This is a genomic window from Pantoea phytobeneficialis (genome assembly GCF_009728735.1).
In the GTDB taxonomy this organism is placed as follows: domain Bacteria; phylum Pseudomonadota; class Gammaproteobacteria; order Enterobacterales; family Enterobacteriaceae; genus Pantoea; species Pantoea phytobeneficialis.
The window spans coordinates 3,393,715-3,417,358 of sequence record NZ_CP024636.1; the positions used below are offsets into that span (position 1 = coordinate 3,393,715).

General features: G+C 53.4%; 26 protein-coding genes and 1 other annotated feature. Of the genes, 7 read left to right on the top strand and 19 right to left on the bottom strand.

Annotated elements, in window-relative coordinates; genetic code table 11:
• Positions 1-47: 47 nt before the first annotated feature.
• The 11 genes from CTZ24_RS15655 to hisL form a co-directional block, all read right to left on the bottom strand.
• A complete protein-coding gene (locus tag CTZ24_RS15655) occupies positions 48-845 on the bottom strand; it encodes an ABC transporter substrate-binding protein (protein ID WP_208724003.1) in 798 nt (265 codons plus the stop codon).
• A 65-nt stretch (positions 846-910) separates the two neighbouring features.
• The gene (locus CTZ24_RS15660; protein WP_208724004.1) at positions 911-1,387 is read right to left on the bottom strand and encodes a YbaK/prolyl-tRNA synthetase associated domain-containing protein; all 477 of its coding nucleotides are present in this window, start codon (positions 1,385-1,387) and stop codon (positions 911-913) included.
• Between the two features lie 69 nt (positions 1,388-1,456).
• Positions 1,457-2,068 (bottom strand): bifunctional phosphoribosyl-AMP cyclohydrolase/phosphoribosyl-ATP diphosphatase HisIE, encoded by a 612-nt coding sequence (gene hisIE, locus CTZ24_RS15665; RefSeq protein ID WP_208724005.1) that lies wholly within the window; start codon positions 2,066-2,068, stop codon positions 1,457-1,459.
• Positions 2,062-2,838: an imidazole glycerol phosphate synthase subunit HisF gene (gene hisF, locus CTZ24_RS15670; RefSeq protein WP_021185951.1), complete on the bottom strand. Its 777-nt coding sequence runs from the start codon at positions 2,836-2,838 to the stop codon at positions 2,062-2,064. Before hisF ends, hisIE begins: the two co-directional genes overlap by 7 nt.
• Complete coding sequence (gene hisA / locus CTZ24_RS15675) at positions 2,820-3,557, bottom strand: 1-(5-phosphoribosyl)-5-[(5-phosphoribosylamino)methylideneamino]imidazole-4-carboxamide isomerase (RefSeq protein ID WP_208724006.1); 738 nt, start codon at positions 3,555-3,557, stop codon at positions 2,820-2,822. The genes hisF and hisA overlap by 19 nt, the downstream gene beginning before the upstream one ends.
• Positions 3,557-4,147 carry an imidazole glycerol phosphate synthase subunit HisH gene (hisH, locus tag CTZ24_RS15680; protein WP_208724007.1) on the bottom strand — a complete coding sequence of 197 codons (591 nt, stop codon included), beginning with the start codon at positions 4,145-4,147 and terminating at the stop codon, positions 3,557-3,559. The genes hisA and hisH overlap by 1 nt, the downstream gene beginning before the upstream one ends.
• Entirely contained in the window at positions 4,147-5,214 is a 1,068-nt protein-coding gene (gene hisB / locus CTZ24_RS15685; protein WP_021185948.1) for a bifunctional histidinol-phosphatase/imidazoleglycerol-phosphate dehydratase HisB, read from the bottom strand. Before hisB ends, hisH begins: the two co-directional genes overlap by 1 nt.
• Positions 5,211-6,287 (bottom strand): histidinol-phosphate transaminase, encoded by a 1,077-nt coding sequence (hisC, locus tag CTZ24_RS15690; protein WP_208724008.1) that lies wholly within the window; start codon positions 6,285-6,287, stop codon positions 5,211-5,213. The genes hisB and hisC overlap by 4 nt, the downstream gene beginning before the upstream one ends.
• A complete protein-coding gene (hisD, locus tag CTZ24_RS15695) occupies positions 6,284-7,591 on the bottom strand; it encodes a histidinol dehydrogenase (protein ID WP_208724009.1) in 1,308 nt (435 codons plus the stop codon). Before hisD ends, hisC begins: the two co-directional genes overlap by 4 nt.
• A gap of 4 nt (positions 7,592-7,595) precedes the next feature.
• Complete coding sequence (hisG, locus tag CTZ24_RS15700; protein ID WP_013509717.1) at positions 7,596-8,495, bottom strand: ATP phosphoribosyltransferase; 900 nt, start codon at positions 8,493-8,495, stop codon at positions 7,596-7,598.
• 54 nt (positions 8,496-8,549) lie between these two features.
• Positions 8,550-8,671: a sequence feature (His leader region), on the bottom strand.
• Complete coding sequence (gene hisL, locus CTZ24_RS15705; RefSeq protein ID WP_118665699.1) at positions 8,647-8,694, bottom strand: his operon leader peptide; 48 nt, start codon at positions 8,692-8,694, stop codon at positions 8,647-8,649. It overlaps the preceding feature by 25 nt.
• Before the next feature lie 181 nt (positions 8,695-8,875).
• Here hisL and CTZ24_RS15710 point away from each other — a divergent pair, with 181 nt between their 5' ends.
• Entirely contained in the window at positions 8,876-9,703 is an 828-nt protein-coding gene (locus CTZ24_RS15710; protein WP_208724010.1) for an SDR family oxidoreductase, read from the top strand.
• Between the two features lie 44 nt (positions 9,704-9,747).
• Here CTZ24_RS15710 and CTZ24_RS15715 read toward each other — a convergent pair whose 3' ends face one another.
• The 7 genes from CTZ24_RS15715 to puuD all read right to left on the bottom strand — a co-directional run bounded on the left by CTZ24_RS15715 (position 9,748) and on the right by puuD (position 15,495).
• Positions 9,748-11,025: a DUF6056 family protein gene (locus tag CTZ24_RS15715; protein ID WP_208724011.1), complete on the bottom strand. Its 1,278-nt coding sequence runs from the start codon at positions 11,023-11,025 to the stop codon at positions 9,748-9,750.
• A complete protein-coding gene (locus CTZ24_RS15720; protein ID WP_208724012.1) occupies positions 11,000-11,479 on the bottom strand; it encodes a hypothetical protein in 480 nt (159 codons plus the stop codon). Before CTZ24_RS15720 ends, CTZ24_RS15715 begins: the two co-directional genes overlap by 26 nt.
• Positions 11,466-12,401, bottom strand: coding sequence for a glycosyltransferase family 2 protein (locus CTZ24_RS15725; RefSeq protein ID WP_208724013.1), 936 nt, complete (start codon positions 12,399-12,401; stop codon positions 11,466-11,468). The genes CTZ24_RS15720 and CTZ24_RS15725 overlap by 14 nt, the downstream gene beginning before the upstream one ends.
• A complete protein-coding gene (locus CTZ24_RS15730; RefSeq protein WP_208725570.1) occupies positions 12,398-12,757 on the bottom strand; it encodes a GtrA family protein in 360 nt (119 codons plus the stop codon). The genes CTZ24_RS15725 and CTZ24_RS15730 overlap by 4 nt, the downstream gene beginning before the upstream one ends.
• Before the next feature lie 117 nt (positions 12,758-12,874).
• Complete coding sequence (locus CTZ24_RS15735) at positions 12,875-14,152, bottom strand: NAD(P)/FAD-dependent oxidoreductase (protein WP_021185941.1); 1,278 nt, start codon at positions 14,150-14,152, stop codon at positions 12,875-12,877.
• A gap of 24 nt (positions 14,153-14,176) precedes the next feature.
• Positions 14,177-14,734 carry an HTH-type transcriptional regulator PuuR gene (puuR, locus tag CTZ24_RS15740; protein WP_021185940.1) on the bottom strand — a complete coding sequence of 186 codons (558 nt, stop codon included), beginning with the start codon at positions 14,732-14,734 and terminating at the stop codon, positions 14,177-14,179.
• Positions 14,731-15,495 (bottom strand): gamma-glutamyl-gamma-aminobutyrate hydrolase, encoded by a 765-nt coding sequence (puuD, locus tag CTZ24_RS15745; RefSeq protein ID WP_208724014.1) that lies wholly within the window; start codon positions 15,493-15,495, stop codon positions 14,731-14,733. Before puuD ends, puuR begins: the two co-directional genes overlap by 4 nt.
• Positions 15,496-15,702: 207 nt before the next feature.
• Here puuD and CTZ24_RS15750 point away from each other — a divergent pair, with 207 nt between their 5' ends.
• Together CTZ24_RS15750 and CTZ24_RS15755 are read left to right on the top strand one after the other, a co-directional pair.
• The gene (locus CTZ24_RS15750) at positions 15,703-17,121 is read left to right on the top strand and encodes a glutamine synthetase family protein (protein WP_200864685.1); all 1,419 of its coding nucleotides are present in this window, start codon (positions 15,703-15,705) and stop codon (positions 17,119-17,121) included.
• A gap of 369 nt (positions 17,122-17,490) precedes the next feature.
• Positions 17,491-18,849: an APC family permease gene (locus CTZ24_RS15755; RefSeq protein ID WP_021185936.1), complete on the top strand. Its 1,359-nt coding sequence runs from the start codon at positions 17,491-17,493 to the stop codon at positions 18,847-18,849.
• Positions 18,850-18,930: 81 nt separating this feature from the next.
• On the opposite strand, the gene ygbI is transcribed toward CTZ24_RS15755, so the two are convergent.
• Positions 18,931-19,692, bottom strand: coding sequence for a DNA-binding transcriptional repressor YgbI (gene ygbI / locus CTZ24_RS15760; protein WP_036627653.1), 762 nt, complete (start codon positions 19,690-19,692; stop codon positions 18,931-18,933).
• 259 nt (positions 19,693-19,951) lie between these two features.
• On the opposite strand from ygbI, the gene ltnD reads away from it, so the two are divergent.
• From ltnD to CTZ24_RS15780, 4 genes are read left to right on the top strand one after another with little or no spacing between them, the layout of a single operon-like run.
• On the top strand, positions 19,952-20,860 hold the full coding sequence (gene ltnD / locus CTZ24_RS15765) for an L-threonate dehydrogenase (RefSeq protein ID WP_208724015.1): 909 nt from the start codon (positions 19,952-19,954) through the stop codon (positions 20,858-20,860).
• Between the two features lie 2 nt (positions 20,861-20,862).
• On the top strand, positions 20,863-22,125 hold the full coding sequence (otnK, locus tag CTZ24_RS15770; RefSeq protein ID WP_208724016.1) for a 3-oxo-tetronate kinase: 1,263 nt from the start codon (positions 20,863-20,865) through the stop codon (positions 22,123-22,125).
• Entirely contained in the window at positions 22,122-22,748 is a 627-nt protein-coding gene (gene otnC, locus CTZ24_RS15775; protein WP_021185932.1) for a 3-oxo-tetronate 4-phosphate decarboxylase, read from the top strand. The genes otnK and otnC overlap by 4 nt, the downstream gene beginning before the upstream one ends.
• Complete coding sequence (locus tag CTZ24_RS15780; RefSeq protein WP_208724017.1) at positions 22,748-23,527, top strand: HPr family phosphocarrier protein; 780 nt, start codon at positions 22,748-22,750, stop codon at positions 23,525-23,527. The genes otnC and CTZ24_RS15780 overlap by 1 nt, the downstream gene beginning before the upstream one ends.
• Positions 23,528-23,644: the final 117 nt, after the last annotated feature.

The following is a 23,644-nucleotide window of genomic DNA, read 5'->3' on the forward strand; positions in this document are numbered from 1 at the left end:
TTATTATAGTGCGACTGAAAAGAAGGGCGGCTCATGCCGCCCCAGATTTACTGCTGAATGGAGATATCTGTCGCGAAGTATTTTTTCTGGATCTTGTCGAAGGTGCCGTTCTTTTTGATTTCAGCAAAGGCATCATCCAGTGCAGTTTTCAGCTCGGTATCACCTTTGCGCAGACCAATCGCCGTTCCCGGACCGATAATCGGGTCTTGGACCGTCGGTCCTGCCAGTTCAAAATCTTTGCCTTGTGGCTGCTTCAGGAAGCCGATAGCGGCTTGCGCAGCATCGGTAAACACCGCATCAAGACGGCCAGAAACCAGATCGCTCTCTACCTGAGCCTGGTCGCCATAAGGGACAACGTTAACACCATGAGGTTGCCATTTCGCACGCGCATAGCGTTCCTGTACCGTGCCTTGCTCAACACCGACAGTTTTGCCTTTCAGCGATTCAGCAGTGGGTAACAGGCCGGAACCTTTACGTGCGATCAGCTGAGTTTTGGTGTCGTAAAGCGGCACGGTGAAATCGATCTGCTTCAGACGTTCTTCAGTCACGCCCATATCAGAAAGAATTGCATCAAATTTGCGTGCTTTCAGGGCCGGGATCATGCCGTCAAACTGACTTTCTACCCACACACATTTGGTTTTCATCTGTTCGCAAAGCGCATTGCCCAGATCGATGTCAAAACCGACCAATTTACCCTGCGGCGTTTTGGATTCAAAAGGAGGGTAGGTGGGATCAACGGCGAAACGAACCTGGTCAATTTTTGCCTGTGCGCCGAACGCGCAGCTTGCCAGCACAGCCATTGTCAGCGTCTGACGCAGGCGGGCGGTAAAACGTGAACTTGCCATAAAACGGTCTTCTTTTATCGTGATGTGGAATCACGCAGAGTACCGTCCAGAGAAAGTTATAGCAATTACTGGATTATTTTCATCACGTTACCATTGTGTATCGCTTTGTAATCCTCAGTATTCAACACCACTGACTTCTCCAACACCCCGGCATTAAACGCAATTTCGTCGTAGCGTTCAAACAGCGAGGGATCCACCACCAGCATTAAGTCGGCATGAAAACTGAAGGGCGGAATAGCGCCAAACACACAACCGGTGAGCACATCAACTTCTGCCGGGCTGGCGAGTGAAGCGCGACGCCCCCCCACGGCTTCCGCGACTTTGCTTAAATCTGCCTGCTGATCGGCAGGTAGCACCGCCAGCACATGTTGCTTGATACCGTTGCCCTTGACATGACACACCAGCGCTTTTGCCCCCTGACCAACTTCGGTGCCACGAATAGCGGCCACCGCTTCACACTTACCTGTTGCTTCATGCGACATCAGACGATAACGCGCCTGATGCTGATCAAGCAGGGTAAGCAGTTTTTCATGGGTGGTCATGGTGTGGGGTCCTTTAGAAAATGGGGCGTATGCTGCTCAACGATGTTGAGCAGCATGTTGCACAATCGCTTACTTATGACGCGCACGCAGATTGTTGATAATGGTGCTCAGATCAAGCTCCTGATCCTGCAACAACACCAACAGATGGTAGATCAAATCGGACGCCTCATTGGTCAGCTCGTGACGATCATTGACCGTCGCAGCCAGCGCGGTTTCTACGCCTTCTTCACCTACCTTCTGTGCAATGCGCTTGGTACCGCTGGCGTACAGCTTCGCGGTATAGGAGCTGGCCGGGTCAGCATGTTTGCGCTCTGCCAGCAGTTGCTCCAGTTGATACAGGAAAGTCCAGTCCGGTGCTGCCGGAGAGAAACAGCTGGAAGTACCGAGATGACAGGTAGGGCCTATCGGGTTTACCAGCACCAGCAGCGTATCGTTGTCGCAATCTGGTGTAATGCTGACCACTTGCAGGAAATGACCCGAGGTTTCGCCTTTGGTCCACAGACGATTTTTGGTGCGCGAGAAGAAGGTGACGTTGCCCTCCGCGAGGGTTTTCTGCAACGCTTCCTCGTTCATATACCCGTGCATCAGCACTTCGCCAGAGACGCTGTGCTGGACGATAACGGGCATCATGCCCGCGGTTTTGACCCAATCCAGACGGGTCAGTTGTTCTGCAGTTAACACGCGCGAATCTCCACACCGTTGTCAATCAGGAAGCTTTTCAGCTCACCGATATTAATAATCTGTTTGTGAAACACCGAAGCTGCCAGCGCGCCATCAACATTGGCTTGCTCAAACGCTTCGAGAAAGTGTGCCATGGTGCCCGCACCACCGGAAGCAATCAACGGCACCTTGCACACATCACGCACTTTCTTCAGTTGTACCAGGTCGTAACCGTTGCGCACGCCGTCCTGGTTCATCATGTTGAGCACGATCTCGCCTGCACCCAGCTTCTGCACTTCCTGCACCCAATCCAGCGTCTCCCATTGGGTAACGCGGGTGCGGGACTCATCACCGGTATACTGGTTAACGTGATATTTACCGGTTGCTTCGTCAAACCAGGTATCGATACCCACCACAATACATTGCACGCCAAAGCGATCGGCCAGGCGGGTAATCAGTGACGGGTCAGCCAGCGCGGGCGAGTTGATAGAAATTTTATCGGCACCGAACTCCAGAATGCGCGCGGCATCCGCTTCACTCTTGATGCCACCTGCCACACAGAATGGAATATCAATCACTTCCGCTACCCGTGATACCCAGCTCTTATCCACTACACGGCCATCAGACGAGGCAGTGATATCGTAGAACACCAGTTCATCGGCCCCTTCCTGTGCATAACGCTGCGCCAGCGGTACGATGTCGCCAATGATTTCGTGATTGCGGAACTGAACCCCTTTCACCACCTGTCCGTCACGAACGTCGAGACAGGGAATTATCCGTTTTGCCAGCATGCAATGGCCTCCGAAACCGTAAATTTATCTTCCAGCAGTGCGCGACCGACAATCACGCCCTGCGCACCGCTGCCGCGCAGGGCGGCGATATCGTCCAGCGAACCAATGCCGCCGGATGACTGAAACGCGATATCCGGGAACGCATCAGACACTTCCTGATACAGGGCGACATTGGAACCGCTCAGCGTGCCATCACGCGAAATATCGGTGCACAGCACATGCTTCAGACCAACCGGCTGATACCAGCCAATGACCTCTTCCAGCGTTACGCCTGCTGCTTCCTGCCAGCCGCTGATCGCCACTTCTTTGCGATTGTCGGCGTCGATACGCACATCCAGCGCCAGCACGATGGCATCTGCGCCAAACTCCCGGAACCAGCTTTTCACCTCTTCCGGTTGTTTCACGGCGGTGGAACCCACCACCACGCGACTGGCACCTGCCGCCAGCAACGCCGCGACATCTTCACGATTGCGGATACCGCCACCGACTTGCACCGGAACGCTGACGCCGCGCAGCAGGGTTTGCAGTAATGGGATCTGACGTTTGGCCGGATCTTTGGCACCGGTCAAATCCACCAGATGCAGCACCTGCGCCCCCTGGCGTTCGTAGTCCTGCAAGCGTGGCAGCGGATCGCTACCGTAGTCACGCTGCTGGCCATAATCGCCCTGATGCAGACGCACCACTTTGCCGTCGATTAAATCTAAAGCGGGAATAATCATTACATCTCCAGGAAATTTTTCAGCAGCTGCGCACCCGCTTTACCGGAACGCTCCGGGTGGAACTGCACGCCGAAGAAGTTATCTTTTTGCAAGGCGGCAGTGAACGGCAAGCCGTACTCGCACTGAGCAATGGTATTGGCGTTGACCGGCATGGCGTAGCTGTGCACGAAGTAGAAATAGCTACCGTCGTCGATACCGCGAAACAGGTGGTTTCCGGCCTGCGAGGTGATCTGATTCCAGCCCATATGCGGCAGAGGTAAACCTTTGGTATCCATCAGCGTTACCGGCTCATCAAGGATGCCGAGCGTGGTGACGCCGCCATTCTCATCACTGCCGCGTCCCAGCAGTTGCATACCGAGGCAAATCCCCAGTACTGGCTGCGTACAGGCTTTTACCAGCTCGATCAGATCGCGTTCCTGTAACTGGTTCATGGCCGCCTGAGCAGTACCGACACCCGGCAGAAACAGTTTATCTGCGCGCAGCACCACATCAGGATCACGGCTCACTTCCGGGGTATATCCGAGGCGCTCAACCGCCCACTTTACCGACGACAGATTGGCGCAGCCGGTGTCGAGAATCACCACGTTCATCACAGCACTCCTTTCGAGCTCGGCAGGGTGTTACCGTCCACGCGGATCGCCTGGCGCAGAGTGCGACCAAAGGCTTTAAACAGGCTTTCCACGCGATGGTGATCGTTGCGTCCTTTGGTTTTCAGGTGCAGGGTGCTCATCATGGCGTAGGAGAGGGAGCTGAAGAAATGCTCGACCATCTCAGTGCTGAGGTCGCCCACGCGCTGATAGCTGAACTCCGCTTTGTATTCGAGGTGCGGGCGACCGGAGATATCCAACGCACAACGCGCCAGACATTCGTCCATCGGCAACACGAAGCCGAAACGGCCAATACCACGTTTATCCCCCAGCGCTTTCAGCAGGGCTTCGCCCAGCGCCAGACCGGTATCTTCTACCGTGTGGTGGTCGTCGATATACAGGTCGCCTTTCACATCAATATTCATGCGTAAGCCACCGTGTACCGCAATCTGGTCCAGCATGTGGTCAAAGAAGCCGACGCCGGTGTTGATCTTGCTGCCGCCTTCACGGTCGAGCCACACTTCAACTTTAATCTGCGTCTCTTTGGTGTTGCGGTTAACCAGCGCATAGCGATCGCGCTTGGTCAGACGTTGCTGGATAGCGTTCCAGTCTTCACCTTCTGCACCGTAACGCAGGCCCTGAATACCCATATTTTGCGCCAGCTGGATATCGGTGTGACGATCGCCGATCACATAGCTGTTCGCCACATCCAGCGCGCCTTCTGCCAGCCAGGCTTCAACCATTTTGGTTTTTGGCTTACGGCAATCGCAGTTGTCTTCCGGCTTATGCGGGCAGATCAGAATGTCACTGAAACGAATACCCTGCGACGTCAGGATCTGCATCATCAGGTTGTGCGGCCCATCAAAATCGGCCTGCGGGAAGCTGTCGGTGCCCAGACCATCCTGATTGGTGATCATCACCAGCTGGTAACCGGCGCTTTGCAGCGCCAGCAGGGCAGGGATCACGTTTGGCTCGAAGGCCAGCTTGTCCATGCGATCCACCTGAAAATCCACCGGGGGTTCAGAGATGATGGTGCCGTCGCGGTCGATAAAAAGGGTCTTCTGACTCATGCTTGCTCCACAGGTAAGGCTTGCAGCGCGGCGATCAAGCGCTCGCACTCTTCACGGGTGCCGATTGAGATGCGCAGGCATCCCGCCAGGCCGGGGTTTTTATTCTGGTCACGCAGGATAATGCCTTCATCCCACAGGGTTTTAAACACTTTCGGTGAATCGGTGAAACGCGCCAGAATATAGTTTGTCTCGCTTGGGAATACCGCTTCCACACAAGCGATCTGCGGCAGCTGTTCCAGCAGCCAGCTACGGTTGGCATTCAGTTGCAGCGCGTGTTCACGCATCAGCGCCAGCCCCTGATCGCTCAGCGCCTGAGCCGCCACATCCGCTACCGGGGTGGCGAGCGGGTAAGGTGCAATCACTTTCAGCAGCAGGTCGATCACTGGCTTGTTCGCCAGCGTAAAGCCGCAGCGCAGGCCAGCCAGCGCAAAGGCTTTCGACAGGGTACGCAGGATCACCAGATGCGGATAATCTTTCAACCAGCCTGCCAGCGTCGCTTGCGGGCAAAATTCGATATAGGCTTCATCCGCCACCACCAGCGCTTTTCCGGCGGTCATATCCAGCAGGGCGCGGATATCGTCCGGGTTTATCAGGTTGCCGGTCGGGTTGTTCGGACTGCACATATACACCACTTTTACCCCGTCGAGCTGGTCAGCAATGGCGGGCAGATTCAACTGCCAGTTGTCCAGCGCTGGCACGGTGCGGTATTCGATACCGATGGTTTCAGCGCTGACGCTGTACATGCCATAGGTTGGCGGGCAGAACAGAATCGCGTCTTTGCCTGGCTCACAGAAAGCACGCATCACCAGTTCAATACCTTCATCCGCACCACGGCTCACCAGCACCTGATCCGGGCTGACGCCGGAATAACCGGCGTAACGCTCGATCACCAGCTTCGGCTGGCATTCCGGGTAACGGTTCAGCGTCTGCTGCGACAACTCAAACGGCACCGGCAGCGGGAATTCGTTGGCGTTCAGCCACACATCACCGTTACCCCCCAGGCGACGGGCTGATTGATACGGCGTCAGCGCGCGCACATTGGCGCGGGCCAAATCTTCAACATTCAGGCTCATGCTTGCTCCTTCAGGGCCGCAACACGCAGGGTAACGGCGTTTTTGTGGGCTTCCAGCTGCTCAGCGGCGGCCAGGGTTTCGATGGTGGCCGCGAGGTTAAGGAAACCCTGTGGCGTCAGTTCCTGCACGGTCATACGCTTCTGAAAATCCGCCAGACCGAGGCTCGAGCAGGTGGCGGTGTAGCCGTAGGTCGGCAGCACATGGTTAGTGCCGGAGGCATAATCACCGGCTGACTCAGGTGACCAGTCACCAAGGAACACCGAACCGGCGCTGGTGATGCTATCGACCAGGTCACGCGGAGTACGCGTCTGAATAATCAGGTGCTCAGGGCCGTATTGGTTCGAGATGGCGACGCACTGCGCCAGATCTTGCGCCACAATCAGGCGGCTGCTGGCTAACGCCTGACGCGCGGTGGCGGCACGCGGCAACTGCGCCAGTTGCTCGTCAACTGCGGCTGCAACGCCGTTTGCCAGGTCCAGTGATGGCGTCAGCAGAATCACCTGCGAATCCGGGCCATGTTCAGCCTGGGACAACAAATCAGAAGCCACAAAGGCTGGGGTTGCGCCAGCATCGGCAATCACCAACACTTCAGACGGACCGGCAGGCATATCTATCGCTGCACCATCCAGACGCTGGCTCACCTGACGCTTGGCCTCGGTGACATACGCGTTGCCTGGACCAAAGATCTTGTCCACTTTTGGTACGGTGTCGGTGCCGAAAGCGAGGGCGGCAATCGCCTGCGCGCCACCAACCTGAAACACTTCCTGCACGCCGCACAGTTGAGCGGCATAGAGGATCTCATCGGCAATCGGCGGTGGTGAGCACAGTACCACACGGCCACAACCGGCGATGCGTGCCGGGGTTGCCAGCATCAATACGGTGGAAAACAGCGGGGCAGAACCGCCAGGAATGTACAGGCCAACCGATTGCACCGGGCGCGTAATCTGTTGGCAGCGCACGCCGGGTTGCGTCTCCACATCCACTGTCGCCAGAATCTGTGCGTTGTGGAAAGTTTCGATATTGCCCACGGCCACGGCCATTGCCTGCTTCAATCTGTCGCTCAGGCGGTCACTGGCGGCTTGCATCTGCTCGGCCGTCACACGCAGGTTATCCACCTGCGCTTTATCAAATCGCGCGCTGAATTCACGCAGCGCATCGTCACCGTTCTCTTTTACCTGTGCCAGGACATCACGCACCACCTGGCTGATGCTGTCGGAGGCGGAAATCGCCGGACGCATCAGTAACGCCTGTTGCTGCTCGGTGCTGCATTGCTGCCAGTCAATCGGGGTCATCAGGGCGCTCATTCGGTCACTCCAGCATTTTTTCAATCGGCAGCACCAGAATTGAGCTGGCACCCAGGGCTTTCAGTTTTTCCATGGTTTCCCAGAACAGCGTTTCGCTGCTCACCATGTGCATCGCCACACGGCTGACTTCACCGGCCAACGGCAGGACGGTAGGACGCTCCGCACCTGGCAGTAGGGCAATCACTTCTTCCAGACGCTCGCTCGGCGCGTGCAGCATGATGTATTTGGACTCACGCGCTTTGATGACACCCTGAATACGTGTCATCAGTTTGTCGACCAGCTCTTGTTTGGCACCGGACAGCTCACCGTCACGTTGGATCAATACCGCTTTGGAGCGATAAATGACTTCAACTTCGCGCAGGCCATTGGCCTCCAGCGTGGCGCCGGTGGACACCAGGTCGCAAATCGCGTCGGCCAGACCGGCACGGGGTGCCACTTCAACTGAACCATTCAGCAGACAGGATTTAAAAGCAACGCCTTGTTTATCGAGATACTTTTTCAGCAGGTGAGGGTAAGAGGTGGCAATGCGGGATTTATCAAGGCATTGCGGACCGGTGTATTCCGCGTCAACCGGCATTGCCAGCGACAGGCGGCAACCGCCAAAATCGAGACGACGCAGGGTAAAGTAACGCGGATCCTCACCCTGGGCGCGGCGCGTTAACAGCTCCTCTTCCAGCACGTTTTCGCCCACGATGCCAAGATCCACCACGCCATCCATCACCAGTCCGGGAATATCGTCATCGCGCACGCGCAGGATGTCGATTGGCATGTTTTCCGCAAACGCAATCAGACGCTGCTGCTGAAGGTTAATTTTAATGCCACAGCGTGCCAGCAGTTCGCGTGATTCATCACTTAAACGGCCAGATTTCTGCATAGCTATGCGTAAACGGGTGTTATCTAACATGGTTCCTGTCCTCTTATTCATTCCTGTCTGAACTCAGTTGGGTTGCGTCAGCCCATAAAAAAACCCCCGGAAGATGATCTTCCGGGGGCTCTCTTTGCGCTCACACCACTGGAAGATCCTAAACGTCTTCCAGCACACATCGCCTGAAAGACTAGTCAGGATGATGGTGATGATGGTGGTTGAACTGAACGCGTTTCATAAAAAATTCCGTTGCTGAATGGGTATTCATTTGCGTGCTGATTAACCTAGCGAAGATAGCGCCGTGTGGCAAGCCTTTTTTAACGTCAATTTCTGGAATCTCCCGCAACAGTTAGCGCTGGTTTGACACCCACGACAGCACTAAGATGAAGTGTCTTTGAGCAGCGAAGCCGGGAGTCGATATGAAAAAGGTCGCGATTGTGGGGCTGGGATGGCTGGGCATGCCGCTGGCGATGGCGCTGGCGACACGCGGCTGGCAGGTGACGGGCAGCAAAACCTCGCCAGATGGGGTAGATGCGGCTCGTCGTTGTGGCATTGAGGCGTTTCAACTGGTGCTGACACCTGAGCTGGAGTGTGAGGCAGAAGATCTGGAAGCGCTGATGTCGGTGGATGCGCTGGTGGTGACCTTACCCGCCAGTCGTACGGTGCAGGGCGGTGAAGATTATATGCAGGCGGTACAAAATGTGGTGGATACCGCATTAGCCTTTAAGGTCCCGCGGATTATCTTCACCAGTTCCACTTCAGTGTATGGTCCTGGTCCGGGGGTGATGAAGGAGCACAGTCCGTTGCAACCTGAAACCGTGGCGGGTAAAACGCTGGTGGCGCTGGAGAACTGGTTGCACGATTTGCCGGGAACCTCAGTGGATATTGTTCGTCTCGCCGGGCTGGTGGGACCCAATCGTCATCCCGGACGTTTCCTTGCCGGGAAAACGGATTTACGCGATGGCGCACATGTGGTGAATCTGGTGCATCTGGATGATGTGGTGGATGCAATTGTGCTGTTGTTGCAGACGCCGAAAGGTGGGCATGTATATAACCTGTGTGCGCCGAAGCATCCGACGCGTCGTGAATTTTATCCGACAGTAGCGCGTCAGCTTGGACTGACCGCGCCAACCTTTGTGGCTGAGCAGACGGGGAATGCAGGCAAAACCATTGATGGCAATGCGATTTGCGATGAACTGGGCTTCGAATACAGTTGGAATGACCCGATGACGATGCCATTGGAATAGTGGCGTAAATCATGGGGCCTGTCATAAGGCCCCATGGTGAGGGATTAACTCTCTACCGCAGCATTATGTTGCATTGGTGATTCGATGGCGTTACTTCGCAAAATAAATAGTTTTTTAAAAATATACATACAAGAAAGGATGCACATTATTTCAAATACAAAATCAACTCTAAATCCTGAAGCGTAAACAGTAGGAGACATTCCCAGCATTGTTACGGTCATAAACCCCAGAAACATAGCAATAATTGGGAGGGTCGAGATCATTTTGTTTATCAACATGTCCAACATAATGATAAACAGGGACGAAATGACAATAAATAAATACAAGTAAGAAAGAAAAATTTTCTCTGATGACCAGTTAGATGCATCCAGTGTCGTGCTATAGAAAAAGGAAATATTAGAGAAGAAACCAGTCAGTGAGTTTGTTATGGATAATGCAATAAATGTCATCATGACAACCATCGCAATCTTGATTGATAGCAGCATCTTACCACCCACAGATCTCAGGGCAATAATAGCTGCGACAAGACCGATCAATGGGATATTGCATCTGAACGTCATTAGCTGATGTAACTTATCAAAGCCAAGCGAAAGTTTATTTATAAGGCCATAAGTGGTATATTGTGGATACCAATTCCATGGTTCAAGTAATAATCTTTGCTCGTTTCCCGGCGCCTTGAGGCAAATAGCCAGGTTTATTATGCTTATTGTAAGAATTGTTATATTAAACTTGCTCCTTGATTCTTTATTTGACAGCAAGATGCAGCTGATTGCTATTACATATGCAATGCCTGCCTGCTCCATGTATGAAAAATAAAATACTGCGATAAAACAGAAAGCTTTCTCAATTGGCTTGTTGCTGTTGGTATACGTCACAGAGAAAGAGTATATAGCAAGGGTTACGGGAAGAAGATAATTATAAAATCCGGTAATCCACCATGATGCATCCGTGTTTATATTGTTTGGGATGGTGGCAAATAACCCCAGTGTAATAGCAAAAGATATTACACTGACTTTCTTATTTACAATTCTTGATAGTGAAAAACACAAAACAATGACAGCCAGAGGGACGCCAATCTTCCAGAAAGCCTTAAAGCTAATGGTAGTTGTCATCAATAGTTCAATAGGGAATCGGCCCGTCCATGTAAAATATCTTTCAACAAGGATTTGGATGATATGGTTTGAATTAAATATGCTAATAAAGTACTGGTCATCAGAAAAATCACGGAGATGTAATTTTCTCACAATAATAAATAGGTATGTAAACGCACAAATGAGGACAGATGTTTTAATCCATTTATTTGCAATGGTATTTGGCTGCATGGCCTGCTCCTTTGCTGTCCATTGAAATAATCATGATATCGTGCGTGAAACTGCTTCTTGATAAAAAACCACTCCTGGTGGCAATGAATCCTGACTTGTCATGATTAGAGGGGATGGAAGGTGCAGAGTCATCAATTTTTCTAACTACGGTGGAACTCATTAACTCAATCCATTCACCGTTTTTTTCTTTTGCATAAATCCTGTTCAGAACTTTTGTGTTTCCTGGAACGAATGCCCATCCTGTCACGGTTATCTTTTTTTCTTCAAAATGACAGGTGTTGACAGAAAAGCTTTCGAGCTGATATTCGGCTGCTTCAGGTGTGGCTGGCGAGGCATTGTTCCATGACCTGAAAAACAAATAGGTCATAATTACAGAGGTAACTAGCATGACAACAAATACCATGTTTAGATTTATATTTATTCGCCTTGAATTTATATATTTATTTTGGCTCATTCTTATTCTCGTCGTTCTTTATTATATAGCGCGGTCTTTTCTTCGTCTCAATATAAATTCTGCCAATATACTCCCCAAGAACGCCAATCCCAATCAGCTGAATGCCACCGAGGAAAAGGATTGAAACCAGAATTGAAGGATAACCTCGTACCGGGTTGCCGAAAATAAGGGTGTTTAACACCATATAGGTGCCATAAATAAAGGATAACCCGGCAACAAACAGGCCAATATAGGTCCACATACGTAGAGGAAAGGTGGAAAAGGAGGTGATACCTTCCAATGCAAGGTTCCAGAGTTTCCAGCCATTGAACTTAGTTGTGCCCGCAACGCGCTCTGCTCGGGTATATTCAATGACTTCAGTTTTACCACCTACCCAGCTCAAAACGCCTTTCATAAACAAATTTCTTTCAGGCAGCAACTTGATGTTCTCGACAACTTCACGAGACATCAGTCGAAAATCGCCCACGTTTTCTTCAATCTGTGGTTTGCTAATCTTATTGTGTAAATGGTAGAACCACTCGGCACTTTTGCGCTTCAGATGAGTATCTGACGATCTGTCGATACGTTTTGCCAATACCACATCAGCACCGTTCCGCCACTTCTCAACAAGTTGGGGAATTATCGCAATCGGGTCCTGCAAATCGACATCAATCGGGATAACCACATCTCCCGTTGAGGCTTCAAGTCCGGCAAAGAGAGCGGGCTCTTTGCCAAAATTGCGGGTAAAGGTGACATATTTAACCAGCTGATCATCGAGGCTAATATTTTGCAGTATCTGTTCAGTGCTATCCGTGCTTCCATCATTAATAAAGACAATCTCAACGTCATCATCGCCAAATCCATTGAAATTCCGGATGGCGTTATAAAAGACCGGCAGTGCTTCTTCTTCGTTAAGAACAGGAACTATCAGTGAGATTTTCATTTTCGCACCCTGAAAACGAATAATTTTGACCAGAAAAAACCGCAAACCAGGCTTATCGCCGAGAAAAGGATCAGAGTCAGCAGTGGATTGATATGTGCGTTATCAGCAGCCCATCCCACAGCAAGCGCGGTGGCCCCCATAAACACGGTATAGAAAATATATCGCGCCGTGGTGGCTTGCGCGTTAAATGTCCATCGGGCGTTGGCAAAAAATGAAAAGGTGACAGCCGTGCAAAACGCAATGAAGTTCGAGACGGATTGCTTAAAACCAAGATTGTACAATGTGCCAAAAATAACCCAATGAATCAGAGTATTAAGGACACCAATTGAGGCATATCGGGTAAACCGTTTGAGCATTTTGCCACCCATTCTGGAAAACGCTCACGATCTTGTCACCAGAACAGCGATATAGCAAGTTTTGGTAAGGATAACGTTATTAACTGTAAGATAAGGCTGTATTTCCCCTTTCTAAGGTTACACCCCCAATCGATCCCGCAACGCATACCACACCGCACCCATTGCCGTGAGTGGCACTTTAAAGCGTCTGCCGCCGGGGAAGGGCAGATGCGGCAATCGGGCAAAGGCATCAAACCGTTCCGCCTGGCCGCGCAGGACTTCCGCGATCAGCTTGCCGGATAAGTGGGTACAGGTCACGCCATGACCACTGTCACCCTGCATAAAGTAAACATTCTTCTCCAGTTGGCCAAACTGCGGCATCCGTGACAGCGTCAGCAGGAAATTTCCGCTCCAGCGATAGCTCAGTTTCACATCGCGCAACTGCGGGAAGGTGCGCAGCAGCTTCGGGCGAATCAATGCATCAATATCCTCCGGCTCGCGTGCGCCATACACCACACCGCCGCCGTATAACAGGCGGTTGTCTGCGGTGAGACGGAAATAGTCGAGCAGATAATTACAGTCTTCTACGCAATGATTATTCGGCAGCAGACTGAGCGCCAAATCGCGACTCAGCGGTTCGGTGGTGACGATTTGTGAGCCGCAAGGCATGCTTTTACGGCCCAGACGTGGTTCCAGTTGCGTCGGGAGATAGGCGTTGCCAGCGAAAATGACAAAGGTGGCGCTAACATCGCCGCGCGCCGTTTTTACCCGATGCGGTGTGCCATACTCCACTTTCAACGCGGCAGATTGTTCATAGATACGCCCGCCATGCCGCCGGATGGCCTCGGCTTCGCCCAGCGCCAGATTCAATGGATGCAGATGCCCGCCGCGTTTGTCCAGCAATCCCCCAACGTAACGGTCGGTCGCCACTTCACGGCGGATACCACGCTCATCCAGCAATTCCAGCTCATGGTTGCCATAGCGCGCCCAACTGGCTTTCTGGTTACGCAGATGGCCCATCTGGCGATTATTTAACGCGGCAAAAATTCCGCCGGGGCGATAGTCACAGGCGATGGCATAGCGATCGATACGGTCGCGAATAATATCCGCACCTTCGAACATCATGCTGCCAAGCATCTTAGCGGTGTCTTTGCCGTAACGTTGTTCAATCACATCAACGTCGCGGCTGTAAGAATTGACCACCTGGCCGCCATTACGTCCACTGGCACCAAAGCCGATTTTCGCCGCCTCCAACAGCACCACATCGTAACCCGCTTCAGTGAGATACAGCGCCGATGACAGGCCGGTAAAGCCGCCACCGATAATGCAGACGTCACATCGAATGCTCTCCTGCAATTCTGGCCAGGGTTCATGCGCATTCGCTGTTGCGGCGTAATAACTCTCCACATGTTGCATCACAACCTCCTTCTGCGCGTGGGCTCAGAAATTTGCCGGCGAATGGGCGCTCACAATTCGGCACGGCTGATCAGACATATTGGTAAAGCTATGCGGTAAACCGGTATCGATGACGTAGCTTTCTCCGGCGTACAGATGATAGCTCTGACCATTCACTACCAGCGTAATTTCACCCTCCAGCACGGTGCCAGTCTCTTCGCCGGGATGGCGGAGTTTTTCACCGGTACTGGAACCTGGCGCGTAATGCTCCAACAGCATCGCCAGCGCGCGCTGCGATGCCCCATTATCAATCAGCTGTAACGACACCCCCAGGCTGCCAATCTCCACCCGATCATCGGGGCGAACAATCACGCGTGGTGTGTAGTCCTGCTTCGGCTCGGAAAAAAATTCTGATAGCGATAAGCCGTACACCTTCAGCAGTTTTTGTAGGGTACTCACCGCCGGGCTGACTTTATCCTGCTCGATGGTGCTGATGGCGCTATGGGTCAAACCTGACAACTCAGCGACGCGACGCTGAGACAATCCCAACTCCTGCCGGATTTGCGATAAACGTCGTCCGGGCGCCAGAGTGGCGTCGTTCATGGTCGTTTTTCCTTGTGATAACGAACAGCGGCGTGAATAAATGCCTCGAACAACTGGCGCGAAACCGGATCGTCGGTTGAATGCCACTCCGGATGCCACTGTACCGCCAGAGCAAACGGGTGCTGACGTAAACTGACCGCTTCTGGCAGGCCATCGGCCGCGCGCGCCTCGATGCGCAGTTGGGGGCCGGGTTCACGGACCCCCTGTTGATGGAGCGAATTCACTCTAAAAGCGGCATCGCTACCAAGTATGTGGCTGAGCAGACCATCGGCTTCCGGTTTTACCTCATGTACAGGGGCATACTGTTGTTCCAGCGGCAGCGTGTCATCCTCACGATGCTCCTGGAATTGATGAGTGAGGTGAAGATAGCGATGCAACGACCCTCCATTTGCCACCACCATCTCCTGCAATCCCCGACAAATACCCAATATCGGCATCTTTTTTCCCACCGCATGGGTAATCAGGCCGAATGCGAGACGGTCGCGGGCCGGATCGGCATGAGGCTCCACACCTTCTTCGCCATAATGCCAGGGTTCTATGTTGCTCGGGCTGCCCGTCAGCAAAATGCCATCCAGCAACGTCATACTGTTTTCTAATAGATGAGGGGCTTGCATCAGTTGATGCGGCATAGGGAGGGGCAGGCCACCGGCGAGCACGATGGCATCAAGATACTTGTTATGGACGGTCTGCCCAGGATGGCTACCGATGTTGTTCTGACACATCACTACGCCAATCAAGGGTTTGTCAAAAATAATGCCCATTACGTCTCCGCGTCGCTGTTCAATATTTTCGCCGATAAAGCGCACCTGACGTAAAAGTGTGCAATATAATGTCAATCTAGCAACCGTCTGGCTAATCTTCAAACAGATTTGTTACATTTGCACACTTTTTCTCCAGGAGCTATCTTAGATTTGTGGCTGTTATTTTGAGCATTGCGCAAACCTGACAAACGGTAAAGGGCGGGTGGGATCATGACGAACCTCGTAGAAGTAGAAGACTTCACGCGACATAGTGAAGAGAAGCGAACCAGCGCGTTCCAGCTGGAGGTGAAAACCTGGCTGGAACGCCATCCTGAAACGCAGTATGTCGATATTCTTCTGAACGATCTGAATGGGGTATTTCGCGGTAAGCGCATTCCCGTCTCAGCGCTGGCAAAGCTGGAAAAAGGGTGTTACTTCCCGGCTTCGGTTTTCGCTATGGATATTTTGGGTAATACCGTCGAAGAGGCTGGACTGGGACAGGCACTCGGCGAACCTGACAATATCTGCTTTCCTGTTCCCGGTTCTTTAATGCCTTCCGCCGCCGATCCGCAACGTGTCGCGCAACTGATGTTGACCATGTGCAACCAAGATGGCACTCCCTTTGACGTTGAACCCCGTAATGTCCTCAATCAATTGTGGCAACAACTGCGCAATCGGGGATTATTTCCGGTGGTAGCGGTAGAGCTGGAGTTCTATCTGGTCGATAAAAAACGCGATGCGGAAGGCTATATCCAACCGCCGTGCGCACCCGGTAGCGATGAGCGCAACATGCAAAGCCAGGTCTATTCGGTGGATAACCTTGATCACTTTGCCGATGTGTTACGGGATATTGATTCCCTGGCGAAGCAGCAGGGGATACCGGCCGATGGTGCCCTGGCGGAGGCCTCACCGGGACAGTTCGAGATCAATCTGCACCATACGCGCGATGTATTGAAAGCCTGCGATCACGCAATTCAACTCAAACGTCTGGTTCGTCAGGTCGCAGAAAATCACGGCATGACGGCGACTTTCATGGCGAAACCCTATGAAGAGTACGCCGGTAGCGGCATGCATGTGCATATCAGTATGCTGGATGCCGCCGACCACAACGCCTTTTCCCTTGATGACGGTAGTGATTCGCCGCTGCTGAAACGTGCACTGGCAGGCATGATCGATTTAATGCCTGCATCAATGGCACTGCTGGCTCCCAACGTGAACGCCTATCGTCGTTTTCTGCCGGATGCTTTTGTCCCCCTTCAGGCCTCATGGGGGCACAACAACCGTACCGTGGCGCTGCGCATTCCCTGTGGCGATGTCGATAATCATCGCGTGGAATACCGCGTGGCGGGGGCCGATGCGAATCCTTACCTGGTGGTGTCAACCATTCTTGCCGGTATTGTACACGGACTGGACAATCAATTGCCGTTGCCGCATCCGGTGAAAGGCAACGGCCATGAAGCGGAAGGACTGGCGCTACCGATTCGTCAGAGCGATGCGCTGTACGAATTTGAGAACAGCTATCCGCTACAGAAGCTGCTGGGCGAGCGTTTCAGCGCGGTGTGGCACAGCTGCAAACAGTATGAACTGATGCAGTTTGAGCGACTTATCACCGCCACCGAGATTGACTGGATGCTGAAGAACGCCTGAAGCAGGGAGATTTAGCGCAACATCTTGTATTGATGCCAGTAATTAAGGCAAAATATGCGCCCTGCAAAATACCAACATAACCGACGCTTATCGCGTCGGTTATTTTTTGCATAGTGATTTCACTCTACTTCAACCGAGGCCGGACACGCATCCGGATAGATAGACACTACAAACACGCGTTGTGCGTGAGATTTTGAGGAAAAAAGATGGGGATGTTTTCAACTGCACCAGCGCTGGCTGGTTCTCGCTTTCGTGATGACTACGGCGCTGTGATGAGCACTCTTGCTTATCAACCCACCTCCTGTCGCAATTTGCGCAGTTTCCCTGTGGTACAACCCAGTCAGGTTGTTGCTGTAGGGGGGCTGAACGATGTCGCTTAATACCTCTAGCGCACCACAGCGTGCACATCTGAAAAAATCCCTGACTCTGATCCCGGTGGTCATGATGGGCCTGGCCTATATGCAGCCAATGACCCTGTTTGATACTTTCGGCATCGTATCGGGTCTGACCGACGGCCACGTCGCCACTGCGTATGCGTTCGCGCTGATCGCCATTCTGTTCACTGCTATTAGCTACGGTAAGCTGGTACGCCGCTTCCCATCTGCGGGCTCCGCTTATACCTATGCACAGAAGGCCATTAGCCCACACGTTGGCTTTATGGTGGGCTGGTCATCCCTGCTGGACTATCTGTTCATGCCGATGATCAACATCCTGCTGGCGAAAAGCTATTTTGAAACGCTGGTGCCGGGGATCCCGTCGTGGATTTTTGTCGTGCTGCTGGTGGGCTTTATGACGCTCTCCAACCTGCGCGGCATCAAAACCGTAGCCAACTTCAACAGCGTGATTGTGGTGTTGCAGGTGTTGGTGATGATCGTGATTACCGGCATGGTAATTTACGGTGTTGTCCACGGTGTTGGCGCAGGTACGTTGACCAGCAGCAAACCGTTCTGGTCACAGGATGCCCATGTGGTACCGATGATCACCGGTGCGACCATTTTGTGTTTCTCGTTCCTCGGCTTTGACGGCATCAGTTCGCTGTCGGAAGAAACCAAAGACGCTGAACGTACCATTCCGCGCGCGATTTTCCTCACCGCGTTGATTGGTGGCGTGATCTTTATTGCGGTGTCTTACTTCCTGCAACTCTACTTCCCGGATATCTCACGCTTCCAGAATCCGGACTCATCACAGCCGGAAATCATGCTGTTTGTGGCGGGTAAAGCCTTGCAGGTTGGTATCCTGATCTTCTCGGTGGTCACGGTGCTGGCATCTGGCATGGCGGCGCACGCCGGTGTTTCCCGTCTGATGTATGTGATGGGCCGTGATGGTGTATTCCCGGAGCGTTTCTTCGGTTATATCCATCCGAAATGGCGTACCCCGTCATTGAACGTGCTGCTGGTCGGTGCCATTGCGCTGCTGGCGATCAACTTTGACCTGGTTACTGCAACCGCGCTGATCAACTTCGGTGCGCTGGTGGCGTTTACCTTTGTGAACCTGTCGGTGATTGCCCAGTTCTGGGTGCGTGAGAAGCGCAACAAAACGCTGAAAGATCACATTCACTATCTGGTGCTGCCGGTGTTGGGTGCGATGACTGTTGGCGCGCTGTGGATTAACCTGGAAGAGACTTCAATGGTATTGGGTCTGGTCTGGGCTGCGGTGGGGATTATTTACCTCGCGGTGGTTACGCGCACCTTCCGTAACCCGGTGCCGCAGTACAGCGAAGAAGTGTAAGTCGGCAAGGTGCGCGCTAATGCGCACCTTCCGTAAAGGCGCGGGTCACCGCGCCTTTGTCATCGACATCGCGTTCATCCGTTAACCGGCAATCTGTAATTCCCAACTCCCCAAACTTAACGTCTCGCGCGCCGCTTTACTCAATTCGTTATCTGTAATCAGCGTATCAATCCGTTCCAGCGGCAATGCCAGATGCGTGGCAATCTTGTTGTACTTGGAACTGTCGCTTAACAATATCCGCTTGCTACTGACATCGCTCGCTGCCTGTTTTACCGGCACTTTCTCTTCATCAGGGGTAAATAATCCGCGCGGTCCCCAGCATGAGGCGGAGATGAACGCGATATCAATCGCCAGTTGGCGCAAACTGCGCGCCGCAGCGGCACCAATACTGGAACGGTTTTCCCGACAAACGGTTCCCCCGGTATGGATCAGCTTACAGTTGCTGCTTTCCATCAACAGACGCGCGATGACAAAGTCATTGGTGACCACCAGTAAATCCTCCCGGTCAAGCAGTTCCCGTGCGAGGGCCAGCGTAGTGGTGCCGGCATCAAGGTATATGCAACTGTTACGCGGAATATGACGCGCCGCCAACTGGCCAATCGCCATCTTCTCGTTGCTGTACATGCTGGTTTTTGCCAGATGAGACGGTTCTGCCGCCAGTCTGTCTGCCGACCGCACGCCGCCTGATACCGAGAGCACCGCGCCTTGTTCCTCCAGCTTCTGCACATCACGGCGGATGGTCATATGGGATACCCCCAGCCGCTCGGTTAGCTCGGCGATACTGACCACGCCACGCTCGGCAACCAGCGCTAAAATCTGTTGATGACGTTCAACCGGAATCACAATCGCCTCCATGAAATTATCATTTTTTCACATTGTAGAGCATCGCTTCTTTACATGCAGTAGATATTATCCCTGTGGAATGTAAGCAAAAATCGCCCAAAGCCTGCGGATAAGCCACGTCGTGGCTGTGTGAAATGTTGTTATGAGAGATGCGTCGAAGTTAATTTTTGTGATTCTCCGCACATTTATCCGCCAGTGTCTGCGGCAGAATTAACAGCAATGAACAAATAATCACTTAAATTAACAATGGAGGTTCGCTGTGTCAGCAACCGTCAATAATATCTGTGTAGTGGGTTTGGGTTCGATGGGTATGGGCGCGGCGCAGTCCTGTATTCGTGCCGGTTTAAACACCTGGGGGGTTGATCTCAATCCCCAGGCGCTGGAAACCCTGCGTCAGGCCGGCGCGCGTGACGCACAGACCTCCGCTGCCGCGTTCGCTCAGGAACTGGATGCGGTGTTACTGCTGGTGGTCAATGCCGCGCAGGTTAAAGCGATTCTGTTCGGCGACAACGGTCTGGCGGCACAACTCAAACCCGGTACCGTGGTCATGGTGTCCTCCACCATCTCAGCCCAGGACGCGCAGTCCATTGAACAACAACTGGTGCAGCATCAACTGGTGATGTTGGATGCGCCGGTATCCGGCGGCGCAGCGAAAGCAGCAACCGGCGACATGACGGTGATGGCATCCGGTAGCGAGGAAGCCTTTGCTCGCCTGCAACCGGTACTGGACGCGGTTGCCGCGAAAGTCTACCGCGTGGGTAGCGACATCGGTCTTGGCTCAACAGTGAAAATCGTTCATCAGTTACTGGCAGGCGTGCATATCGCCGTTGGTGCAGAAGCGATGGCCCTGGCTGCGCGAGCAGGCATCCCGCTGGAAACCATGTATGACGTCGTGACCAATGCGGCAGGAAACTCCTGGATGTTTGAAAACCGCATGCGTCATGTGGTGGATGGCGACTATTCACCGAAATCAGCGGTCGATATCTTTGTCAAAGACCTCAACCTGGTGGCCGACACCGCCAAATCCCTGCATTTCCCGCTACCACTGGCCTCGACTGCACTCAACATGTTTACCGAAGCCAGCAACGCGGGTTACGGGCGTGAAGACGACAGTGCGGTGATCAAAATCTTCAGTGGCATCACGCTGCCCCAGCCGAAGGGGAAGTAACCATGCGTTTAGGTGTCATTGCTGACGATTTTACCGGCGCGACTGATATCGCCAGTTTTCTGGTGCAAAACGGCCTGCCGACAATTCAGTACAACGGCGTGCCGGAAAGTGTGGATAGCCTGAGTGCACGGGCGATAGTTATCAGCCTGAAGTCACGCTCTTGCCCACCCCAGCAGGCGATTGATCAGTCGCTGGCGGCACTGCGCTGGTTGCAGCAGCAGGGCTGCGATCGTTTCTACTTTAAATATTGCTCCACCTTTGACAGCACCGCACAGGGCAATATCGGTCCGGTGACGGATGCACTGCTGGCTGAATTAGGTGAAAGCCAGACGGTGATTTCACCTTCTTTACCCGTCAATGGTCGTACCGTCTATCAGGGTTACCTGTTCGTCGCTGATCAACTGCTGTCGGAATCCGGCATGCGCCATCATCCGGTGACACCGATGACGGATAGCAACCTGGTACGTCTGATGACGCGTCAGGCGCAGGGTAAGGCTGCCGTGATCAATGCCAGCCAACTGGATAAAGGCGCAGATGTGGTGCGTGACCAACTGGCAACGTTGAAAACCCAGGGTATCAACTATGTGGTGCTGGATGCGCTGCATGAGCAACACCTGCTGACCCAGGGTGAGGCCTTAAAAGAGATGCGCCTGGTGACCGGCGGTTCCGGGCTGGCAATCGGTATTGCTCGCGCCTGGTCAACGGCGCAACAGAATGCGGCCGAAGCGGAGTGGGCCGGGCGGCCACAGGGCCAGCGTGCGGTTGTCATCTCAGGTTCCTGCTCGCAAATGACCAACCGCCAGGTCAACACCTATCGCCAGATCGCACCCTCATTCGAGGTGCAGGTTGAGCGCTGTCTCGAAGATGCGGCCAGCTATGCCGATGAATTGTGCGACTGGGTGGCGGCGAACAGCCAGCAGGCTCTGGCTCCGCTGCTTTACGCCACTGCCGATGCACAGCAGTTGCAGGCGATTCAGCAGCAGTACGGTGCCGCACGCAGCAGTGAAGCGGTTGAGCTGCTGTTTGCCGCCGTTACCCGTGAGCTGAAGGCACGCGGCTGGCAGCGGTTTATTGTGGCCGGTGGTGAGACCTCGGGAGTGGTGGCACAAACCCTCGGTGTGACCGCCTTCCACATTGGTCCGACGATTTCACCCGGCGTACCCTGGGTGCGTGATATTCATCAACCGCTGTCGCTGGCCCTGAAATCAGGCAACTTTGGCGATGAACAATTTTTCGCCCGCGCACAAACGGAGTTCTCTGCATGACCGAACAACAAGCCCGCCTGGAGATGGTGCAACTCGGCGCCTCGTTTTTTCAGCGTGGTTACGCGACCGGCTCGGCAGGAAACCTGTCGCTGTTACTGGAAGATGGCAACCTGTTGGCGACGCCAACCGGTTCCTGCCTTGGCGAGTTACAGGCCGACCGTCTGTCGAAAGTGACGATGCAGGGCGAATGGATTTCCGGTGATAAGCCGTCAAAAGAGATCGCTTTTCACCGCGCACTCTATCTGAACAACCCACAATGCAAAGCGGTGGTTCATCTGCACAGTCATTACCTGACGGCGCTCTCCTGCTTGCAGGGGCTGGACACGGAAAACTGCATCCGTCCATTTACGCCTTATGTGGTGATGCGCGTGGGGGATGTGCCGGTGGTGCCGTATTACAAGCCAGGCGATCAGCGCCTGGCGGAAGACCTGGCACAACTGGCGTCACGTTATCGCGCCTTTTTACTGGCAAACCACGGGCCGGTGGTGGTCGGGAAAACGTTACGCGAAGCGGCGGATAACACCGAAGAGTTGGAAGAAACGGCACGCCTGATGTTCACGCTGGGCGATCGTGCCATTCGTTATCTGAGTGATGACGAAGTGGCAGAGTTGAGGAATTACTGATGCCAAAGTTTGCTGCTAATTTATCTACACAATTCAATGAAGTGCCGTTTCTGGAACGTTTCGCTGCGGCAGCCAACGCGGGGTTTCGCGCCGTTGAATTCCTGTTTCCTTATGACTACCCGGCAGAGGTGCTGAAAGCCGAACTGGAGAAATATCAACTGGAACTGGTGCTGTTCAATACCGCCGCAGGCAATGTTGCCGCAGGGGAGTGGGGTGTTTCAGCCATTCCGGGCCGCGAAGCGGAGGCGCACGCGGATATCGATCGTGCGCTGGAGTATGCACTGGCGCTCAACTGCCCGCAGGTACATGTGATGGCGGCGACCGTCGCGCCAGGGGCTGACCGTACGGCGTATGAAACAACGTTTGTCAGCAACATGCACTACGCAGCTGAACGTTTTGCCCCGCATGGGATTCGTCTGCTGTTGGAAGCGCTAAATCCGGTAACCAAACCGCATTACCTCTACGCCAGTCAGTACCAGACGCTGGCGATGATGGAGCGCATCGACAGATCGAATGTTTTCACCCAATTGGATCTGTTCCACGCGCAGTTGGTGGATGGCAATCTCAGTCACCTGATTAAGACCTATGCGGGTCGCTATCGTCATATCCAGATTGCTTCTGCACCGCATCGCCATGAGCCTGATGAAGGTGAAATCAACTATCCGTGGCTGTTCAACCTGCTGGATGAGGTGGGTTACGACGGTTGGGTTGGCTGTGAATATTTTCCTCGCACCACCACGGAAGCGGGTCTGGGCTGGTTCGCACCTTACGCACAATAACCCTGAGTTTTACCGCCCCACACACAGGACACACGTTGCCCCGTGGGGCTTTTGTAACCTTTGTTTTGCCTGAGCCAGAGAAATCTGTACCCGAATATACTAATTAAATCAGAGGAC

What these genes read in the sequence shown, in the direction of transcription:
- puuD (WP_208724014.1), bottom strand. Translation starts at nt 15,495, where the DNA reads ATGGGCATTATTTTTGACAAACCCTTGATTGGCGTAGTGATGTGTCAG.
- puuR (WP_021185940.1), bottom strand. Translation starts at nt 14,734, where the DNA reads ATGAACGACGCCACTCTGGCGCCCGGACGACGTTTATCGCAAATCCGG.
- hisH (WP_208724007.1), bottom strand. Translation starts at nt 4,147, where the DNA reads ATGAACGTGGTGATTCTCGACACCGGCTGCGCCAATCTGTCGTCGGTA.
- otnK (WP_208724016.1), top strand. Translation starts at nt 20,863, where the DNA reads ATGCGTTTAGGTGTCATTGCTGACGATTTTACCGGCGCGACTGATATC.
- CTZ24_RS15780 (WP_208724017.1), top strand. Translation starts at nt 22,748, where the DNA reads ATGCCAAAGTTTGCTGCTAATTTATCTACACAATTCAATGAAGTGCCG.
- otnC (WP_021185932.1), top strand. Translation starts at nt 22,122, where the DNA reads ATGACCGAACAACAAGCCCGCCTGGAGATGGTGCAACTCGGCGCCTCG.
- hisD (WP_208724009.1), bottom strand. Translation starts at nt 7,591, where the DNA reads ATGAGCGCCCTGATGACCCCGATTGACTGGCAGCAATGCAGCACCGAG.
- hisA (WP_208724006.1), bottom strand. Translation starts at nt 3,557, where the DNA reads ATGATTATTCCCGCTTTAGATTTAATCGACGGCAAAGTGGTGCGTCTG.
- CTZ24_RS15655 (WP_208724003.1), bottom strand. Translation starts at nt 845, where the DNA reads ATGGCAAGTTCACGTTTTACCGCCCGCCTGCGTCAGACGCTGACAATG.
- hisC (WP_208724008.1), bottom strand. Translation starts at nt 6,287, where the DNA reads ATGAGCCTGAATGTTGAAGATTTGGCCCGCGCCAATGTGCGCGCGCTG.
- hisF (WP_021185951.1), bottom strand. Translation starts at nt 2,838, where the DNA reads ATGCTGGCAAAACGGATAATTCCCTGTCTCGACGTTCGTGACGGACAG.
- CTZ24_RS15735 (WP_021185941.1), bottom strand. Translation starts at nt 14,152, where the DNA reads ATGCAACATGTGGAGAGTTATTACGCCGCAACAGCGAATGCGCATGAA.
- CTZ24_RS15720 (WP_208724012.1), bottom strand. Translation starts at nt 11,479, where the DNA reads ATGAGCCAAAATAAATATATAAATTCAAGGCGAATAAATATAAATCTA.
- hisB (WP_021185948.1), bottom strand. Translation starts at nt 5,214, where the DNA reads ATGAGTCAGAAGACCCTTTTTATCGACCGCGACGGCACCATCATCTCT.
- CTZ24_RS15660 (WP_208724004.1), bottom strand. Translation starts at nt 1,387, where the DNA reads ATGACCACCCATGAAAAACTGCTTACCCTGCTTGATCAGCATCAGGCG.
- CTZ24_RS15730 (WP_208725570.1), bottom strand. Translation starts at nt 12,757, where the DNA reads ATGCTCAAACGGTTTACCCGATATGCCTCAATTGGTGTCCTTAATACT.
- CTZ24_RS15710 (WP_208724010.1), top strand. Translation starts at nt 8,876, where the DNA reads ATGAAAAAGGTCGCGATTGTGGGGCTGGGATGGCTGGGCATGCCGCTG.
- CTZ24_RS15715 (WP_208724011.1), bottom strand. Translation starts at nt 11,025, where the DNA reads ATGCAGCCAAATACCATTGCAAATAAATGGATTAAAACATCTGTCCTC.
- hisG (WP_013509717.1), bottom strand. Translation starts at nt 8,495, where the DNA reads ATGTTAGATAACACCCGTTTACGCATAGCTATGCAGAAATCTGGCCGT.
- CTZ24_RS15725 (WP_208724013.1), bottom strand. Translation starts at nt 12,401, where the DNA reads ATGAAAATCTCACTGATAGTTCCTGTTCTTAACGAAGAAGAAGCACTG.
- CTZ24_RS15755 (WP_021185936.1), top strand. Translation starts at nt 17,491, where the DNA reads ATGTCGCTTAATACCTCTAGCGCACCACAGCGTGCACATCTGAAAAAA.